This window comes from Pseudoalteromonas sp. SR45-6 (assembly GCF_014163545.1).
Classification (GTDB): Bacteria; Pseudomonadota; Gammaproteobacteria; order Enterobacterales; family Alteromonadaceae; genus Pseudoalteromonas; species Pseudoalteromonas rhizosphaerae.
The window spans coordinates 96794-114805 of the sequence record NZ_JACJDM010000001.1 but is presented as its reverse complement, the minus strand read 5'-3'; the positions used below and the strand labels follow the sequence as shown (position 1 = coordinate 114805).

The following is an 18012-nucleotide window of genomic DNA, read 5'->3' as shown; positions in this document are numbered from 1 at the left end:
GATTAAAGTCGCCAAGTTATCCATTAATTAGCTAGTTTTACTGCGCTTCAAAGGCATTTTCACCACTGATCTGCTGCGGATACCCACACAGTGCTCGTGCTGTTTGCATTCCAGCCATAACCGCAGCTTCAACACAACCTGCATTAACACCTGTTTTGATCCAATCGCCGGTAATAAATAAATTACTAAATTGCGTGCCATCAGTTGCTAAACGATATTGACTGGAACCTGAAACCGACAGCACATAACGCTCACTTGGATCAACATTCACTCGCCAGTACTGTTGATCTAAGCGCGCTGATTCTGGCACGTCATGCTGTGTATATAAAATGGACCAATCAAAGTCATTATCGTTATAAGCTAACGGCCATAATGGCTGCATATTAGTTGTTAATAGTTGTGTTAAGTTAGTTTTTACTTGTGCTTTTGCCCGTGCAGGGAAACCATGATCACTCTGTGGTGGATACTCTTGACAAGGAAATGCACTACAAAAATAGGCAATATTCTGCGGACTATTGCTTGCAGGCCACTGCTCTTTATCAATTAAGTTTTGCATTGCAGCCCAAGTATCAAACGGTTCGCTAAAACCACTCAAAATAGGCCCTTCTTCACTTGGCGGCATATACTGCCAACCTAACTGTTGATCTGTTTTATTTAACCAAATCTGACTGGCTTGTGTAGCTACCGAAAGAACATTTTTAGCCTGAGCAGCAAAGTTGTCGTCTATTGCTAATAATTGTGGGCAAACATGCTCTAATGAAGCAACTGAGACCCCAAGGATCAGCCGGTCAAAATCATCTTTAAACTGCAGTGTTTTAGTTGGTAGTTGTGCGCCAAAATGTGCTTGGTAACAGCTGGGCCAATCACTCCAAAATGATTCTAAATTAATATTATTCTGCTTTAGTAACAGGGCCTGCTCGTGGTTTATCTGCTGATAAAGAGGCTCACTTGGCCAGCAAGCTAAGTTTTTCACATCAATTAATGGCTGATACTCTGATGAGTTATTTAAACTCACTTGCTGTTGTAATAACACAGAAGCAACACAGTTTTGGCCACTTTCATCAATCCCAGGTGTAAGTTGCTGTAGTTGATGGAAGAATTCAAAGTTAACGCCTCTTTGTTTTAATAGTTCATACAATGGCGCAAAAATAACATCGCCCATTCCCGCCTGCATTTTCCACATTACCCCACCGCGATAACACAATGCGATTCTAAGCATGGCAAGTGCAGCAACTCCAGCTTCTACATTTGGTTTTTTAAAATCACCTTGTGGGTAGGCAAACACTAAATCATAAAAACCACGCACGGGCGCAGAATCGACACTGTATTGTTTATTCGCACCATTTTTTAATAACCATTGACGAAAATCATACTTGTTAATGACCCCAAAACCATCGCGATAAACTTTATCTTTAATCAATCCAACCAGCATCGCTATCGCTAAATCGGCACAAATATAAATACGCCTCAACTCTGCATTGTCATCCAGTAACTCGGTTAACTCTTGGTTAATCCAGCGTTTTAGTTTTCTGACAATATACCAAATCACTAAACTATCTTTCTTCTCAGAAATTTGTGGCTGCAGTGTGTTGTTACTTTGCACAAAGCTATTTAATTTATCAACAAGTAAGCTAGGTGTTGAAGTGATTTCTTGATTGAGATTTTGTATATCGTTGGTAAAGGTTTGCCATGCATCACTGCCATCAGAAACCAAGGTCTGAATTTGTTGATGAAAATGGCGTAGTAGGTATCTATCTCGTGGTTTTTTTGTCGTTAATTGTGTGCTCTTAGCTTGGACTCTGGCGGCCAGTTCAAATTGTGGTATCCATTTTTTTAGCCATGCAAGGGTCATTTTTACAAAGTCCCACACGGTAATATCTAAACTCCCATTCGCTGGATTGCCAGGTAAAACAGGAAACTCTATAGGCCACGTTTGCCACTGTTCATCAATGTGCTCCTCAAGGGCAATAAAACTATGCGGTTTAAGTGCTTGTTGCCAGGTACTCAGTGCACTCGTTGGCGGACGCTGTAGCTTGTCGTATACAGTTTCAATGGTTTTAAAACTATTAACATAGGCACCAAACCAGACATGTAAACCATGCTCTTCTATGCGCTGCCCCATAACAGCATTACGGCCACTGGCTCCTTTTCCTCCTAAACGCCAACCTTGTTGGTACACTGTAATATGTCTTTTTTGCTGCCAATTAGGTTGTTCAGTCAGGTATAAAGCAGCCGTCATTGCGGCAACACCACCCCCTATAATAACTATTTTTTCTTGCTCCATAATGGATCCTTACTTAGGGAGTATTTGTGTAGCTTGAAGTTGGTCAAAATCCATCTTGATATAAAACGGCAAATACACAGCTTGCGCTCCTAGCTGTAAACCAAACATTTGCGCTAAAGGAAAACTATCTAGTTGCTGTAAATGTAGCTGATAAGCACCACTGAGTAGCTTAAATTGATGGATTTTCTTTATTTCTGAAGGAGAGTGCATAACCGCTTGAAAAACAGCCTTATCGCCTTGCCCGTCAGGTAATTGCTTAAATAGTATTTGATCCATCTGTGGATTCACAAAACCCTGTAACAGCTGCTTTAATAGCGAAAAATCAATACCAATATGATCCCCATCAAACAAATTGGCGACATGCTCGCCAAAGTCCTCTAATACAGATAATAAGCCATCGCTTTGCGTCTTGACGTTTTTGGTGACTGAAAATAAATGCTGTGATTGTAATTTTGACGTTGGCGAAAAATGCTTAAAACAATCCAATGAAACTGAAAAGTCGGTTATATCACTTACCGAACTGGGCATCTGGTAATCACATAAATATTTATTGTAACCCCATGTTTCTCTGCCGTTTATTAATGCATAAACATTATTTACGCAAATAAACGCCGGATACCAATAAAGATGAGTAATATCTTCATCATTGCCTTGCTTTTCTACCTTTGCAACTGGTAACCAAATAATAATATCAGTCTCTTGCATCCAACCGTGCTCACTAAAAGGCGGCGTTAATGAGGCAATTTTTTCTATGTCGGTAAAAGTTAATAATGCATATTCGCCTATGCCTTTAAAATATAACTCATCCGTTGCAACAATATTAAGCGTTGTATCGATATACTGTTGAACTTTATCCTGATCTATTTTTGCAAAAAAACCATACATATTTGCATTAGTCATTCGACATGGTGGCTTTGCAACAGGGTTTGATAAAAAGTGACTATAAGGAGGTAGTTGTACGGTCATGATTTATAATTATTTTATTGGATAAAAAATAAGTATAGCCAAGATTTTTTACAAGGTAGTAATTTCAGTTAATTATTTTCAGTGAGCAAGTATTGGCTATATTGTTGATAACCAAAGCTATCGAAGCCTTTTGACAAGGGATTCATAAACCCATGACCGTAGTCTGCACGCTGGCATTGCACTTTGATTTGCTGCTCTAAACAAGCGAGCACAGGATGAATATCAAAGTGCACTTCTTGCTTCGCAAAAATAAACTCGCAGGCCACGCTGGCAGACAAATCTAAATAATGACGAACTTGATTTGGATAAAATGCCACTAATCTTTTTATCTGTGAATTTTTCACAGTTGCTTGGCTTCGCCACGCAGCGGCTCCACCAGCACTAAAACCGATTACCGTAGTTGGTTTAGTTACTCTACTAAGAATGGTATTAAGCTTGTTGAAATAGTTATCGTGACCACACTCAGTGATAAATAAATCATACTGTAATTGCTCATCAATCACTGGCTGCAATTGCCCATCGTACGGATCGACAATTATGCTTTTAGCGTTAAATTGCCGTGCAAAGTGACTCAAATGAGCGGTTTTACCAAAAATATCACTAACGATAATGTATTCCATAGCCAAATCTTATTATTTACAGTTAAATTACCGCACAACAGTTAAAATACCGCTAAACGCCTTTTTCAGATTAGCTAATTAAAATACAGCAGTTAAAATACAATGGCTAGAATAAAGTTAAAATAATGCTTGCGTAAATAAAATTACTGGGGTAAATTGTCCTCTTGGTCCTAAAAAAGCCTCGCGGTTAACCTCTTTACCCTGATCCAGTAATCCCCGCAAAACGTATATTATAGAGCTAAGTTATTGTACGGCGAGAACCCCAATTCAGACTACGGCATATTTTTAAATAGTCGCATAAATGTCATAAAGATCGTCAACACTGTAATGAAGCTAAACACAACACGGTCTATCTAATTGTGCTTTGAAAGCTAATAAAGAAATTAGCGCACATTAAAGATAACAAGAAAAAAGTGAGTTTTATTATGTCTTATAGTTACAACGGATCTATGATCCAAATCGCACATCCAGTGCAATCAATTTCAGTAAATAAACAACGTGTTATTTTTTCTGATACACAAGGTTTAAAAAATACCTTATTTACAAAAGCAAGTGACGCACGTCAATTTGTTAAATGGTTAAAAGCCAATTAATCGATACTGATTTGCTTCCTCGCAATTTAAATGACGCCAGCTAATGCTGGCGTTTTGCTTTTTTTAAGCTAACTATTTAACAGCTGCTACACTTAGTATATTAATAATTTATCTGTGGTTGAATTAATGCATTATGCCTTTCGTTATGCTTTTTTATCATTGTTAATTAGCACTCCTTTGCATGCTAAAACAATTGATTGGATAGTCACTGACTTTGCCCCTTATTATATTTTTAACGATCAATACGCAGGAACAGGCCGCGATGAAGGTGTTATCGCCTTATTAGAACAACAGCTTCCTAGCTATACATTCAACCGTACTATTTTTCCATCAAGTCGCACAATACAGGAGCTGTCTAACCCAAATCATACTTACTGCATGCTCTCGCTATACCAAAGCCCGCACCGCAAACAACACATCAGCTTTAGTGAACAGACTTCGACGGTTGGCTTATCGCCTTCTATTGCTATTCACCAAGAGCTTGTGCAACATCTCAAGCTTGAAACAAGTACACCTGCATCATTGAAAACCCTACTCAATCAATACCAACTTGCACTGGGGATTTCTATGAGCCGATCATACGGTAATGCTATTGATGCAGTAATTAATAATAGTGCCGACGCATCGATAATTATTCGACCTGGTCGCGATACCCTTGCCAGTTTGACTTACATGTTAAAGAAAAAGCGCATTGATATTTTATTGGGCTACCCAAGCGAGCATTACTATTTAGCAAAATCGATGGGGTTTGAAGATCAGTTAATGCAATTGCCTCTGACTGAAGCTCCCGATCTGAGTTATGGCTATATTGGCTGTACTAATACCGAGCAAGGTATCGCGCAAGTTGAAGTGCTTAATGCAGCACTGAAAGAAATAAAACAACAACCAGCCTACCACGAAGTGTTATTACGTTGGTTACCAGATAATTTAAAACCGTTACTAGAGCAACGTTACAAGCAAACAAAAACGCCCCAACTGAGTGAGGCGTTTATCAATATTAGCATATTTATTTAACCTGAATTCAGGTTAGGTTTTACTTACGCACACCTTCAATATACAAACCAATATCAACATGTGTAGATGCAGGACCTAGGTTGTAATCAATACCAAAATCAGCAAGCTTTAAACTGGTTTCACCTTCAAAGCCAACTCGGTAACCACCCCATGGATCTTTACCTTCACCAATTTTATCGATTTCAAAGGTAATCGTTTTTGTTACACCATGAAGGGTAAACTCACCTGTTACATCAGCTTCATCACCCTCTTCATCAAACTTAATTGACGTACTTTTGAAGGTCGCTGTTGGAAACTTATCAACATTTAAAAACTCTTTACCACGTAAATGCTTATCACGTTCAGCATGGTTCGAATCGATACTTTTAGTATCAATATTAACCATGATCTGTGATGCGTCTGGGTTAGCTGCATCGTAGCTAAAGCCGCCGTCAAAAGTATTAAAACGACCGTGTAACCAGCTATAACCTAAATGCTTAATTTTAAAGTTTACAAATGCATGGGCACCTTGAGTGTCAATAACATAATCTGCAGCGTGTGCAGTATTAGCACCAAACAATGTTGCTGCTACTGCAGCTGAAAGTAATATTTTTTTCATTTATTAATCATCCTTTTGTGGTTTTATCATTCTAACTAAGGTTTTATCTTTATCGATAAAGTGATGTTTTAACGCCCCAAGAGCATGTAAAACCACTAATCCTATGAGGCTACACGCCACATAGTAGTGAACTTTACCTGCAATATCTGCTTGATTAGCTACTGAAAAATCAATTGCGGGAATACTAAATAAGGTAAACACCTCAATTGCACGACCATCCGCAGTAGAAATCAAATACCCTGAAATCACAATGACGCTAAGCAGTAGATATAAAAATATATGTACTGTATGCGCTACATTATTTAACGCTTTACTGCTGCCCGCTACTGGCTCAGGCTGCGTGCCCAATGCACGCCAAGCAAATCTAAAAATTAATAAAGCAACTAAGGTGATCCCTACGCTTTTATGTAAATCCAAAGAACCTTTATACCAACTATCGTAATAAGTAAGTTCAACCATGTACAAGCCAAGGCCAAATAAGCCAATCACCATTACCGCCATTAACCAATGTAATAAAATGGCAACCACACCGTACGAAGATTTTGTATTTTTAAGCATGTGTTATTAATTCCATTATCGAATGACATCAGAATAGCGCGTACCTAGATAGAAGAAAATAGCTAATAACAAACAAGTTATGTGCGTATATGCACAAGTAAGATTAAATTTAGCAAGTTAGCAAGTTAGCAAGTTAATCAATGATAAACATCATCACCCTAATAATTGTTTAATTATTTTCAACCAAACCGATATAAATTTGTGTTGTAGGATCGACTTGCAAGCAAGTGATAAGGTTTTCTTTGATGAGCTCTAGCATAGCAATAAAGCTAACCACTACACCACTGCGGCCTTCGTCAAGAGTGAATAAGTCAGTGAAAGGAAGTTGCGTGCCGACTGTCGATAACTTTTGCAAAATTAAACTCATTCTTTCGCGAGTTGATAAAGCTTCAGCGGTTATTTGATGATGCTCAAAAGTTTTAGCTCGCGCCATCACATCACTGAGCGCAAATAGTAAATCTTTTAAATCAACATCCGGTAACAATTGAGCATGCTCGCTCTGCTCAGGCACTAATGCGTGGGCAATAAAAATATCACGGCCAACACGTGGAATATCATCAAGGTTCTGCGCAGCTAGCTTAAATTGTTCATACTCTTGTAAACGACGAACTAATTCAGCCCGTGGATCTTCTTCTTCCTCAAGCTCTTCATGTTTTGGCAGTAATAGTCGTGATTTTATTTGTGCAAGTAATGCCGCCATCACCAAATATTCACCAGCAAGCTCCAATTGAAACTCGGTCATCATTTCAACATAACGGACGTATTGTTCAGTAATGCTAAAAATCGACAATTCCAGAATATCTAACTTATGTTTTTTTATTAAATATAGTAATAAATCAAGTGGCCCTTCAAAGGTTTCTAAAATTACTTCTAGAGCGTCTGGCGGAATATACAAATCTTCCGGGGTATTCATTACTTCTTTGCCATGCAAAAAAGCCAGCGGCAACTTTTGTTGCGCCGGCTCTCGTATTTGAGCTACATCATCAGTATGTAGTTCGTTCATGGTTTATCGGCGTAGTTATTCAAATGGAGCTGTATCGCCACAGCCTACACGCAGCACCTCAACAGTATCTTCTGACAGGTCGATCACTGTGGTTGCTTGCTCAGCTAAATAGCCGCCATGAATAATTAAATCAACTTGATTACCTATGCGATCACGTATCTCGTCCGGATCAGACTCAGTAAACTGCTCACCGGGTAAAATTAATGAACACGACATCAATGGCTCACCTAACTCGGCTAACAATGCGCAGGTAATTGGATGTTCTATTACACGAATACCAATGGTTTTTTTCTTGTCGTTTAACAAACGTTTTGGTACTTCTTTAGTGCCTTTAAAGATAAACGTATAAGGCCCGGGTGTATTGTTTTTAATTAATCTAAACAGTTGGTTATCTACTCGTGCATAAGTAGAAAGCTCAGATAGATCACGACATACTAAGGTAAAGTTATGGTGTTTTTCAATACCACGGATGCGCTCAATACGCTCTTTTGCTTGTTTGTTACCTAAATTACAGCCTATTGCATAGCCTGAATCGGTTGGGTATACCACCACACCACCTTGTTTGATAATGTCGACCGCTTGATTAATTAAGCGTGGTTGTGGATTATCTGGATGAATATGAAAAAAATCACTCATTTAGTTCTCCTGTTTGCCCTTCCCAAGTTTGCCAAACGCCTTGGCAATCTTTTGGCAAATATAAGTTTTTTCCTAATTCTAGCCAACTAGTAGGAAAATGAAAATCAGATCCTTGCGAACACAGTAAATCGTATTCACGGCTCAATTCGCCTAAAAACTGTCGCTCAGTTGGTGCTTGTTGTGGTTGTGCAACTTCCATTGCATCGCCACCGGCATCTTTAAACTGACTCAATAATTTGCGCAGCCATTTATTTGACATTTGATAACGCCCAGGGTGGGCAATCACAGCAACGCCACCTGCGGCATGAATGGCGGCAATGGCGGTTTGCATATCACACCAATCGCTTGGTACGTAACCCGTTTTAGCGCGGCCAAGGTATTTTTTAAACACCCCAGGAATTGTGGTTGCAACGCCACGAGCAATAAGTGCTCTTGCATAATGTGCACGGGTAATTTGTGCATCTGCGGCAAGCTCTTGCGCTTGTTGATAAATGCCATCAAAGCCATTTTTCTCTAAACGGCGACCAATCTCGACAGCTCTATCAGCACGTTTTTGCTGTTGGATAGTCAATAAGCTGGTCAGTGTTGACTCGTTGATATCTACGTTTAATGCCACGATGTGGATCTCAAAACTTTCCCACTTAGTGGAAATTTCAACCCCTGATATCAAGGTTAATGGTAGAGATTCGCTTTCTATATATGCTTGTGCAGGTTTAACCGCAGCAGTGGTGTCGTGATCAGTGATCGCAAACACATCTATCTTTTTTTCAACTGCACGCAATAATAATTGCTCAACAGTTAATTGCCCGTCAGAATGTGTGGTATGACTGTGTAAATCGTATTTTATCAAAAGAGAAGACTGCTCTTATTAAATGTGCGAAAGTTGTTATTAAGTATAACAAAATTTTTTAATAAATTGTTTTAAATAAATACTTGACACTAACGCCGTTGATACGGTTTACTGTAGTCACTTGAGACACAAATAGAACTACAACAATGATCAATTCAATCCAAAACACTATCTGGTGGTGGCACTCGTAAATTATCGGGTGACGAATTGTCGTGTCTAACACATTCTAAACCCGCTTATTGCGGGTTTTTTTATATTTAAATTTTAGGGTAACAAACATGAATAACGTAGCAACTCTTACACATCATTGGTGGTGGCGCCTGGTATAGCGGGACGGTAATGGTCTATCTGAAACATAGGTATCGTTATTCAAACCCCGCATAGCTTAGCTTGCGGGGTTTTATTTTTTTGAGGGAATGAGGTTTGATTTTTAGTCATATAACAACAACGCCAGGTGAAGTTACTAGCATCACCGAAGTGCGAGAATATATACATAGCCCATTGGCACTATATGGATTGCTTGATAAAGATAATTCATTACTGTTAGAGTCAGCAGAAATTGATTCTAAAGACAGTGTCAAAAGTTTAATTTTGGTAGATTGTGCACTAAAAATAATCTGCACAGGTAAAACAGTCACAGTAACGGCGCAATCTAATAATGGTCAGCAATTACTGCCTTATTTACAAACTAAATTAGAAAACTGCCATACTCAATTAAACAAGCAAACTCTCAGCATCGAATATCAAGGTATCGATCATAATATTGATGAAGCCTCAAAGCTGATTGCCGATAATGCTTTTAGTGCCTTGCGCTGTTGTATAAATAGTATCAGCAGCACCACAAACAATCCATTTTCGTTATTTTTAGGCGGTGTGTTTGCTTACGACATGGTAGCCAACTTTGAACAACTGAGTGATGTACCAGATGGAGAAAATAGCTGTCCTGATTACGTATTTTATTTAGCTGAAACCTTAGTGGTAATTGATCACCAAGCTAAAACCACTGAGCTGATTGGTAACGTTTTTAATGGCCCTGATGTGCATGCAAACTGTTTTGAAGTGGGTAAAAAGCTCGAACGTTTAAATACCTTATGCGACCAAGCCGATAGCTATAGTGCGCAGCAAAGTGCTGGCAGCAGTGACGTCAGTGTTGATATTAGTGACGAGCTCTATTGCCAACAGGTCAATAGTTTGAAAAAACACATTGTCGATGGCGATATTTTTCAAGTTGTGCCATCGCGTACCTTCTCGTTAGCTTGCGCCAACCCACTACATGCCTACAGCCAACTAAAAAAACAAAATCCAAGCCCGTACATGTTTTATATGCGCGACAGTGAATTTGCGTTATTTGGTGCCTCTCCTGAGTCAGCTTTAAAGTTTTGCGCTACATCACAACAAGTTGAAGTATATCCAATTGCAGGAACTCGCCCGCGAGGAAAGTTTGCTAATGGCCAAATTAATCCAGATTTAGACAGTCGTATTGAACTGGAACTGCGCAACGACCAAAAAGAGCGTGCTGAGCATTTAATGTTGGTTGATTTAGCACGAAATGACGTAGCTCGTATCAGTGTCCCGGGAACTCGCCACGCAAAAGAGCTATTAAAGGTCGACCGTTATTCGCAAGTAATGCATTTAGTGTCACGCGTTGTTGGTACATTAAAACCTCAGCTGGATGCCCTACACGCTTACCAAGCCTGTATGAACATGGGCACTTTAGTTGGTGCGCCTAAAGTCAGCGCGGCAGAGTTGGTAAGGCAAACTGAAGGTAAGCGCCGTGGTAGTTACGGTGGTGCGGTAGGTTATTTAACCGGTGACGGCGCCATGGACAGTTGCATTGTTATTCGCTCGGCCTTTGTTAAAAATAATACCGCGTATGTACAAGCCGGTGCCGGAGTTGTGTTTGACTCAGACCCTCAATCTGAAGCTAATGAGACTCGTGCTAAAGCACAAGCGGTTATTACAGCCATTCAATCGACGTACCAAGGACACTAAAATGAGTGAAAACATCAACAACTTAACGGACTTAAAAATCTACTTTTTAGATAATTTTGATTCATTTAGTTATAACTTAGTCGATGAACTTTCTATGTTAGGCAGCGATTTAGTGGTATATCGTAACAACATAGACGCGCAGGTGATTTATGACAAAATGTGTGCGGAAACTAAACCAGTGATCTTAGTACTGTCGCCGGGTCCAGGCACCCCCACTGCGGCGGGCTGCTTAATGGCATTGATTGAACTATGCAAAGGCCGTTTTCCAATGTTGGGGATTTGCCTTGGCCAGCAAGCACTAACACAAAGTTATGGCGGTATTATTGGCCATGCTGGAGAAACCGTACATGGTAAATCATCAATCATTGAGCTTGGTGAGCACCCAGTATTTGCAGGTATGGGTGAACGTATGCCTGTGGCACGTTATCATTCACTGATGGCCACGAAAGTACCCGACAGTGTTGCAGTGATAGCCCACTATGAGTCAATACCGATGGCAATTTATCATCGTGACGATAAAGCCCTTGGCTATCAATTTCATCCTGAGTCTATTTTGACGCCCAATGGCGCCGCGCTACTTCAACAAAGTATGCAATTTTTAGCCAGTGCACAGCAGTAGAGGATAGTATGTCAGTAAACCAACAATCAGCCAGTGAGGCGAGCATTGGCTCAATGATTGATGTGTTATTAACGCAAACATCATTAAGCTTTAGTCAAAGCCAACAGTTATTTGATGCCATTATGCAAGGCAAAGTAAATGACATCGAACTAGCAGCCATCTTAGTGGCACTGAAAATAAAAGGTGAAGTAAGCGACGAAATCGCAGGAGCTGCCGCATCGATGCGTGCTAATGCGATACCTTTTATTACTCACTTAACAAACCTTGTCGATAGTTGTGGCACTGGCGGCGATGGCTCAAACACTATTAATATTAGCACCACCGCCGCCATCGTTGCTGCAGCTTGCGGTATAAATATGGTCAAACACGGTAATCGCAGTGTTTCGAGTAACTCCGGCTCCGCTGATTTACTCAAAGCATTGGGCATCAATATAGACATGAACCCAGCACACGCGGCGCAGTGTTTAGAGCAAACCGGCTTTACATTCTTGTTTGCTCCGCATTATCACAGCGGCGTACGCCATGCTATGGGTGTGCGAACGACCTTAAAAACCCGTACTATTTTTAATATTTTAGGGCCATTGGCAAATCCAGCAGCACCGGATGTGCAATTATTGGGGGTATATGATGAAAGTTTATGCTTAGCGATGGCACACACCTTAAAAACGTTAGGTACACCGCGCGCAATGGTCGTTCATGGCTCGGGTACCGATGAAATAGCCTTGCACGGTGAAACGACCGTCGCAGAGCTTAACAACGGAAAAATCAGCCAGTACACACTTACCCCTGCCGATTTTGGTCTTGCAAACTATTCACTTGAACAACTTGCCGGTGAAGGGCCAGAATATAACGCCAAGGCTAGCATGGCTATTCTAGCTGGTAACGGCACCGACGCGCACAATGCGGCCATTATTGTTAACGTTGCTGCGTTGCTTTATTTAACCAATAAAGCCGACGATTTTAAAAGTGCCGCAATGCAAGTTAAAGAGGTTTTACAAAGCGGCCGTGCATTGAATACCTTAAATGCCATTGTCATAAGCAGTAATAAAGAATACGCAAACTCCGAGGTAAGTAATGGCTAATGTATTAGACAAAATAGTTGCAGATAAAAAAATAGAGCTCATTGAACGCAAATCCAAGCGCCCTCTTGAGAGCTTTAAGCATCAAGCAATACCCACAAATCGTGATTTTTATAAAGCCCTTGCAGCGCCTGGCACTCAGTTTATTTTGGAATGCAAAAAGGCCTCGCCGTCAAAAGGCCTTATTCGAGAGCCGTTTGATTTAGCCGAGATCACCCGTGTTTATAAAAACTACGCTAGCTGCATCAGTGTGTTAACCGATGAAAAATATTTTCAGGGTAGTTTTGATTATCTCGAATTTGTGCGCAGTCAAGTAGAGCAACCATTGATCTGTAAAGATTTCTTTATTGATGAATACCAAATTTATTTGGCCCGTATTTATGGCGGCGATGCTATTTTATTAATGTTGTCAGTACTCGATGATACGCAATATCAATCGCTTGAAAAAGTTGCAAAAAGCCTAAACATGGCAATCATCACCGAAGTGAGCAACGAAGCTGAAGTACATCGAGCCCTGGCACTCAATGCGCAAATTATTGGTATTAATAACCGTGATTTACGTGATTTGAGCACTAACTTAGCTACCACAGAGGCACTAAGAAAGCTTATTCCTGATAACAAAGTGGTTATTTCAGAATCAGGTATTTACACACACCAAGATGTAAAACGCTTGGCCCCGTTATGTAATGGCTTTTTAATCGGTAGTTCTCTGATGGCTGAGCGTGATTTAGAGCGCGCTTGTCGAAGCGTAATTTTAGGTGAAAACAAAGTTTGTGGCTTAACCCGTAGCCAAGATGCCATTGCCGCTTATGAAAGTGGTGCCGTTTATGGGGGGCTAATTTTTGCACCTAAATCCCCTCGTTTTGTTGATTTAGATTGTGCAAAACAAGTTATGCAAAGTGCCCCGCTTGCTTATGTAGGCGTATTTGTAAACGCAACAATCGCAGACGTTGTCAATCATGCTCAGAGCTTAAAGCTTGCAGCAGTGCAATTACATGGCCAAGAAGATGCAGTCTATATAAACGAACTGCGTCCTTTGCTACCAAGTAATTGCCAGATTTGGAAGGCACAAGCTGTGAAGGATAGCTTGCCAGCACCTGTCAATGGCGTTGATCGCCACTTATACGATACTCACAGCGATACGCAAGCCGGCGGTACCGGTAAGACCTTTGATTGGGCAATACTCAAAGAGACTAAGCAGCCATTTATGCTTGCTGGTGGCTTAAACCCAGAAAATATTCAAGGTGCATTATATCAAGGTGCGCATGGACTCGACCTAAATTCAGGGGTTGAGCAAAGCGCCGGTAAAAAATGCCCAAACAAATTAAATGATGCATTTATCAGCATCCGTAAATATTGAGGTTAATATGAATAATCCAGCTTATTTCGGCGAATTTGGCGGCATGTTTGTCCCAGAATTGCTAGTACCAGCACTTAAACAACTCGAAAACGAATTTAATAAATCGCAAACAGATCCGGCTTTTCAAGCTGAACTGGAAAAGTTACTTAATGAATATGCTGGCCGTCCTACGCCGCTGACATTAACGCGTAACTTAATTAAAAACCCAAAAGTAAAATTATACTTAAAGCGTGAAGACTTACTGCACGGTGGCGCGCACAAAACGAATCAGGTGTTAGGCCAAGCACTATTAACTCAACGCATGGGTAAAAAACAAGTTATTGCTGAAACAGGCGCAGGCCAACACGGCGTTGCAACGGCGCTTGCGTGTGCATTACTTGGTTTAAAATGCCGTATTTATATGGGCGCTAAAGACGTGGCACGCCAACAACCAAACGTATTTAGAATGAAACTAATGGGCGCTGAAGTGATCCCGGTTACTGCAGGCTCTGGCACATTAAAAGATGCCGTAAACGAAGCGCTTCGTGATTGGTCAGCAAATTATAAAGAAGCGCATTACTTACTTGGTACTGCTGCAGGTCCTCACCCATTCCCTACCATCGTTCGTGAGTTCCAAAAAGTGATTGGTGAAGAAGCGAAACAACAAGTATTAAAAGCTGAAGGTCGCCTCCCTGATGCGGTGCTTGCTTGTGTAGGCGGTGGCTCTAACGCCATTGGTATGTTTACAGATTTTATTGACGAGCCAAGTGTAAAACTCATTGGCGTAGAGCCCGCTGGCAAAGGGCTTGATACCCACGAGCACGGTGCAACAATCTGTAAAGGAACCAAAGGTATTTTGCACGGTACTTATACCTATATAATGCAAAATGATGATGGCCAGATTGAGGAATCATATTCTGTCTCAGCGGGTCTTGATTACCCAGCTGTTGGCCCACAACATGCGTTTTTACATGAAACTGGCCGTGCGCAATATGTGGGTATTACAGATACCGAAGCATTAGAAGCATTCCAATTACTGGCTAAAAACGAAGGGATTATTCCTGCGCTCGAATCAAGTCATGCACTAGCTTATGCACTGAAGTATGCAGAGCAGCAAACTGAAGAGTCAATTTTAGTAGTGAATTTAAGTGGTCGCGGCGACAAAGACTTATCACACGTTATGGATGTACTTTCTAAAGGGGATCAGTTATGAGCCAGACAGCAATTCAAAAAACAGACCGCTACGGTAAAATGTTCGCCCGTTTAAGCGAGCTAAATCAAGGTGCATTTGTGCCGTTTGTTACAATTGGCGATCCAAATAAAGAACTGAGCGTTGAAATAATCAAAAGCTTAATTGATGGCGGCGCTGATGGCTTAGAGCTGGGTATTCCATTTTCAGACCCAATAGCAGATGGCCCAGTTATTCAAGCTGCCAATATTCGCGCTCTTAAAGTAAATATAAATACCCAAGATTGCTTTGATATCATCAAACAAGTACGCCAGTACAATGCTGATATCCCAATTGGTTTATTGTTGTATTCGAACTTAGTTTTTAAACGCGGTTTAGAGGCTTTTTACCAAGATGCCAAAGCAGTTGGCGTTGACTCAATTCTAGTTGCAGATGTGCCGCTTCATGAATCTAAAATGTTTCGCAAAGCGGCAATGAGTAATGGCATTGACCCCATTTTTATAGCCACGCCTAACGCACCTGATGACACTTTACGCGAATGTGCCTCTTATGGCCGTGGTTATACTTATTTGCTATCTCGTGCGGGTGTAACAGGCACAGAAACTAAAGCACAAATGCCGGCGACATCAATTGTCACTAAACTAAAAGAATACCACAGCGCCCCTGCGTTATTAGGTTTTGGGATTTCAACCCCTGATGATGTAAAAGCAGCACTTAATGCCGGTGCAGCGGGTGCTATATCTGGCTCGGCGGTAGTGAAAATTATTGAAGCGAATCTCGATACCCCTCAAGCTATGCTCAGTGGTTTACAACAGTTCGTAGCGAGCATGAAAGCTGCAACTGCGCTGTAAATTCATACTTCGAAAATAAGAAAAGGGCCTGTTGCGGCCCTTTTCTGGTAATCAAACGCGTTAAAGACTCTCTTTCAACGCTTTTGCTGCTTTAAATACAGGCTTGTTAGCGCCTTCAATGTCTATTGCCTCTCCCGTTTGTGGGTTGCGTCCTGTACGTGCGGGATAATAACTTAACGCAAACGTGCCAAAGCCATTTACTTGCACTTGATCACCTTCTGATAATGATTTAGTGATGGCTGCAAGCATGCTTGATAAAGCCGCTTGAGAATCTTTTTTAGTTAATTCACTGTGTGCAGACATTGCACTAATCAGTTGTGCTTTATTCATAAAATGCTCCTAAAAATACCGCTTACTCAGTCACTGTTCAGCAGATTTTGGTAATGATTGAATACAAAGGCACGCAGGCTAAGGGTTAGTAACTACTAAGTCAACCTTGTAAACAACACAATAAGTTGATACAACCTCTGCAACTATTTTTGGTTTTAAATTTTTGGGCATTTTATGCATGCAATAATTGAGTTTATTCCGCTAATTTTATTTTTTGCGGTATTCAAGTTAGTTGATATTTACTGGGCAACGGCATTATTAATGGGCACCACTTTTCTGCAGGTCGCTTATTCTTATTTTAAAATAGGCAAAGTACCTACACGCCAATGGTTATTTTTTGCCATTGCAGTGATTTTAGGCACTCTTACGCTGGTGTTTCATGATGAACAATTTGTGAAGTGGAAAGCCACTATCATCTACGCTGTGCTCTCATTAAGCTTATTGATCAGTCGCTACTTTCTTGGTAAAAATTTAGTTAAACAAGCACTCAGTGCCATTTTAAATAATGCATCAGACTCTGAGCAAGAAATTACCGTACCTGAGTCGCTTTGGGATAAACTCAACATATTGTGGATAGCGATCACAGCGGGAATATCAGCGTTAAATATCTATATCGCTTATAACTTTTCTCTCGATTTTTGGGTTAACTTTAAAGTGTTTGGCTTAATGGGGATCACATTTGTCAGTCTTTTTGCCACTATCATCATGTTGTATAAATATTTACCCGATGAAGATGAGCCCAAAGTAGACAATAAAAAGCGCTCTTAATGTCATAAATATGTCGTCTTAGCTTGTTAGCCTAGTATACAAAATCACGCTGAGACGACCTTGAACGCCAATCAATACCGCTGGTTTGAATTTACCTTTATATTTGTATGCCTTCCTTTGCTGGGTTTTTACCTTCGTGCCTACCTTGCTAATTGGCTGATCCCCGCGTTAATCGTGTTAATGAGTGTCTGCGGTATGTTGCTGCTAGGCGATCCCCACTTTAAACGCTTTAGACTTACCAGCCTTGGTCAATTTTCCGCAGTGAAACGCCGACTGTTTAGTTTCTTTTTTATCGGCGCACTGTTTTCAGGGGTTTTTTACGGGATCATTAATCAAGGTAATTGGTTTATGCTGCCTCGAAACTCATTTAATGACTGGTTAATGTTACTCGCGTTCTATCCATTATTGTCAGTCATGCCGCAAGAGTTGATATTTCGAACTTATTTTTTTCATCGTTATAAACGCATCATGCCAAAAAAAACGGTGCGCATAATTGTTAGCGCCACAGTATTTGCTTTAGCGCATATTGTTTATGCTAATTGGGTGGCAGTACTACTGGCATTTATAGGCGGGTTATTATTTGCATTTACCTATGCTCAAAGCCGCTCCACGTTTGTCTGCGTTATCGAACACAGCTTATGGGGACTGTGGATGTTTACATTAGGAATAGGTCAGTACTTAGATTCGGCAACAATCTCTTAACTGAAAAAGCCGTGCTAATGA

19 protein-coding genes are annotated in these 18012 nt (G+C 40.6%); 10 read left to right on the top strand and 9 right to left on the bottom strand.

The genetic code is table 11. The annotated features are described in order from the left end of the window. Positions 1 to 37: 37 nt before the first annotated feature. From H5158_RS00590 to H5158_RS00580, 3 genes are all read right to left on the bottom strand, one after another. Positions 38 to 2284 carry an NAD(P)-binding protein gene (locus tag H5158_RS00590; RefSeq protein ID WP_182739226.1) on the bottom strand — a complete coding sequence of 749 codons (2247 nt, stop codon included), beginning with the start codon at positions 2282 to 2284 and terminating at the stop codon, positions 38 to 40. Positions 2285 to 2293: 9 nt separating this feature from the next. Then, positions 2294 to 3250, bottom strand: coding sequence for an acetoacetate decarboxylase family protein (locus H5158_RS00585; protein ID WP_182717918.1), 957 nt, complete (start codon positions 3248 to 3250; stop codon positions 2294 to 2296). Between the two features lie 68 nt (positions 3251 to 3318). Next, complete coding sequence (locus H5158_RS00580; RefSeq protein ID WP_149981006.1) at positions 3319 to 3870, bottom strand: dienelactone hydrolase family protein; 552 nt, start codon at positions 3868 to 3870, stop codon at positions 3319 to 3321. Between the two features lie 449 nt (positions 3871 to 4319). Here H5158_RS00580 and H5158_RS00575 point away from each other — a divergent pair, with 449 nt between their 5' ends. Next, the gene (locus H5158_RS00575; protein ID WP_182717921.1) at positions 4320 to 4463 is read left to right on the top strand and encodes a hypothetical protein; all 144 of its coding nucleotides are present in this window, start codon (positions 4320 to 4322) and stop codon (positions 4461 to 4463) included. A gap of 126 nt (positions 4464 to 4589) precedes the next feature. Further along, complete coding sequence (locus H5158_RS00570) at positions 4590 to 5477, top strand: TIGR02285 family protein (RefSeq protein ID WP_182717919.1); 888 nt, start codon at positions 4590 to 4592, stop codon at positions 5475 to 5477. Positions 5478 to 5496: 19 nt separating this feature from the next. Here the strand turns inward: H5158_RS00570 and H5158_RS00565 are convergent, their stop codons facing one another. The 5 genes from H5158_RS00565 to rnm form a co-directional block, all read right to left on the bottom strand. Further along, positions 5497 to 6075: a YceI family protein gene (locus tag H5158_RS00565; RefSeq protein ID WP_145233661.1), complete on the bottom strand. Its 579-nt coding sequence runs from the start codon at positions 6073 to 6075 to the stop codon at positions 5497 to 5499. A gap of 3 nt (positions 6076 to 6078) precedes the next feature. After that, positions 6079 to 6633, bottom strand: coding sequence for a cytochrome b (locus tag H5158_RS00560; protein ID WP_149981004.1), 555 nt, complete (start codon positions 6631 to 6633; stop codon positions 6079 to 6081). Between the two features lie 169 nt (positions 6634 to 6802). Further along, positions 6803 to 7636: a ScpA family protein gene (locus H5158_RS00555; RefSeq protein WP_182718908.1), complete on the bottom strand. Its 834-nt coding sequence runs from the start codon at positions 7634 to 7636 to the stop codon at positions 6803 to 6805. A 15-nt stretch (positions 7637 to 7651) separates the two neighbouring features. Beyond that, positions 7652 to 8272 carry an L-threonylcarbamoyladenylate synthase gene (locus tag H5158_RS00550; protein ID WP_145233655.1) on the bottom strand — a complete coding sequence of 207 codons (621 nt, stop codon included), beginning with the start codon at positions 8270 to 8272 and terminating at the stop codon, positions 7652 to 7654. Beyond that, positions 8265 to 9122 carry an RNase RNM gene (rnm, locus tag H5158_RS00545; RefSeq protein WP_182718907.1) on the bottom strand — a complete coding sequence of 286 codons (858 nt, stop codon included), beginning with the start codon at positions 9120 to 9122 and terminating at the stop codon, positions 8265 to 8267. The genes H5158_RS00550 and rnm overlap by 8 nt, the downstream gene beginning before the upstream one ends. Before the next feature lie 423 nt (positions 9123 to 9545). Between rnm and H5158_RS00540 the strand changes: the two genes are divergently transcribed. The 6 genes from H5158_RS00540 to trpA are packed head-to-tail and all read left to right on the top strand — an operon-like array spanning position 9546 to position 16191. Continuing rightward, on the top strand, positions 9546 to 11114 hold the full coding sequence (locus tag H5158_RS00540) for an anthranilate synthase component 1 (protein ID WP_182734838.1): 1569 nt from the start codon (positions 9546 to 9548) through the stop codon (positions 11112 to 11114). Between the two features lies 1 nt (position 11115). Continuing rightward, positions 11116 to 11733, top strand: a complete 618-nt coding sequence (locus H5158_RS00535) for an aminodeoxychorismate/anthranilate synthase component II (RefSeq protein ID WP_182718905.1) — start codon at positions 11116 to 11118, stop codon at positions 11731 to 11733. 53 nt (positions 11734 to 11786) lie between these two features. Then, on the top strand, positions 11787 to 12815 hold the full coding sequence (gene trpD / locus H5158_RS00530; protein WP_149981183.1) for an anthranilate phosphoribosyltransferase: 1029 nt from the start codon (positions 11787 to 11789) through the stop codon (positions 12813 to 12815). Next, positions 12808 to 14172, top strand: coding sequence for a bifunctional indole-3-glycerol-phosphate synthase TrpC/phosphoribosylanthranilate isomerase TrpF (trpCF, locus tag H5158_RS00525; RefSeq protein WP_182739225.1), 1365 nt, complete (start codon positions 12808 to 12810; stop codon positions 14170 to 14172). Before trpD ends, trpCF begins: the two co-directional genes overlap by 8 nt. A 7-nt stretch (positions 14173 to 14179) precedes the next feature. Beyond that, entirely contained in the window at positions 14180 to 15364 is a 1185-nt protein-coding gene (gene trpB, locus H5158_RS00520) for a tryptophan synthase subunit beta (protein WP_145233645.1), read from the top strand. After that, on the top strand, positions 15361 to 16191 hold the full coding sequence (gene trpA, locus H5158_RS00515) for a tryptophan synthase subunit alpha (RefSeq protein ID WP_149980999.1): 831 nt from the start codon (positions 15361 to 15363) through the stop codon (positions 16189 to 16191). The genes trpB and trpA overlap by 4 nt, the downstream gene beginning before the upstream one ends. A gap of 60 nt (positions 16192 to 16251) precedes the next feature. On the opposite strand, the gene H5158_RS00510 is transcribed toward trpA, so the two are convergent. After that, positions 16252 to 16521: an HU family DNA-binding protein gene (locus tag H5158_RS00510; RefSeq protein ID WP_145233641.1), complete on the bottom strand. Its 270-nt coding sequence runs from the start codon at positions 16519 to 16521 to the stop codon at positions 16252 to 16254. Between the two features lie 174 nt (positions 16522 to 16695). Here H5158_RS00510 and H5158_RS00505 point away from each other — a divergent pair, with 174 nt between their 5' ends. Together H5158_RS00505 and H5158_RS00500 are read left to right on the top strand one after the other, a co-directional pair. Further along, the gene (locus H5158_RS00505; protein ID WP_145233638.1) at positions 16696 to 17289 is read left to right on the top strand and encodes an inner membrane-spanning protein YciB; all 594 of its coding nucleotides are present in this window, start codon (positions 16696 to 16698) and stop codon (positions 17287 to 17289) included. A 60-nt stretch (positions 17290 to 17349) separates the two neighbouring features. Continuing rightward, positions 17350 to 17991, top strand: coding sequence for a CPBP family intramembrane glutamic endopeptidase (locus tag H5158_RS00500; RefSeq protein ID WP_145233636.1), 642 nt, complete (start codon positions 17350 to 17352; stop codon positions 17989 to 17991). Positions 17992 to 18012: the final 21 nt, after the last annotated feature.

What these genes read in the sequence shown, in the direction of transcription:
- H5158_RS00590 (WP_182739226.1), bottom strand. Translation starts at nt 2,284, where the DNA reads ATGGAGCAAGAAAAAATAGTTATTATAGGGGGTGGTGTTGCCGCAATG.
- H5158_RS00585 (WP_182717918.1), bottom strand. Translation starts at nt 3,250, where the DNA reads ATGACCGTACAACTACCTCCTTATAGTCACTTTTTATCAAACCCTGTT.
- H5158_RS00580 (WP_149981006.1), bottom strand. Translation starts at nt 3,870, where the DNA reads ATGGAATACATTATCGTTAGTGATATTTTTGGTAAAACCGCTCATTTG.
- H5158_RS00575 (WP_182717921.1), top strand. Translation starts at nt 4,320, where the DNA reads ATGATCCAAATCGCACATCCAGTGCAATCAATTTCAGTAAATAAACAA.
- H5158_RS00570 (WP_182717919.1), top strand. Translation starts at nt 4,590, where the DNA reads ATGCATTATGCCTTTCGTTATGCTTTTTTATCATTGTTAATTAGCACT.
- H5158_RS00565 (WP_145233661.1), bottom strand. Translation starts at nt 6,075, where the DNA reads ATGAAAAAAATATTACTTTCAGCTGCAGTAGCAGCAACATTGTTTGGT.
- H5158_RS00560 (WP_149981004.1), bottom strand. Translation starts at nt 6,633, where the DNA reads ATGCTTAAAAATACAAAATCTTCGTACGGTGTGGTTGCCATTTTATTA.
- H5158_RS00555 (WP_182718908.1), bottom strand. Translation starts at nt 7,636, where the DNA reads ATGAACGAACTACATACTGATGATGTAGCTCAAATACGAGAGCCGGCG.
- H5158_RS00550 (WP_145233655.1), bottom strand. Translation starts at nt 8,272, where the DNA reads ATGAGTGATTTTTTTCATATTCATCCAGATAATCCACAACCACGCTTA.
- H5158_RS00535 (WP_182718905.1), top strand. Translation starts at nt 11,116, where the DNA reads ATGAGTGAAAACATCAACAACTTAACGGACTTAAAAATCTACTTTTTA.
- trpD (WP_149981183.1), top strand. Translation starts at nt 11,787, where the DNA reads ATGATTGATGTGTTATTAACGCAAACATCATTAAGCTTTAGTCAAAGC.
- trpCF (WP_182739225.1), top strand. Translation starts at nt 12,808, where the DNA reads ATGGCTAATGTATTAGACAAAATAGTTGCAGATAAAAAAATAGAGCTC.
- trpB (WP_145233645.1), top strand. Translation starts at nt 14,180, where the DNA reads ATGAATAATCCAGCTTATTTCGGCGAATTTGGCGGCATGTTTGTCCCA.
- trpA (WP_149980999.1), top strand. Translation starts at nt 15,361, where the DNA reads ATGAGCCAGACAGCAATTCAAAAAACAGACCGCTACGGTAAAATGTTC.
- H5158_RS00510 (WP_145233641.1), bottom strand. Translation starts at nt 16,521, where the DNA reads ATGAATAAAGCACAACTGATTAGTGCAATGTCTGCACACAGTGAATTA.
- H5158_RS00505 (WP_145233638.1), top strand. Translation starts at nt 16,696, where the DNA reads ATGCATGCAATAATTGAGTTTATTCCGCTAATTTTATTTTTTGCGGTA.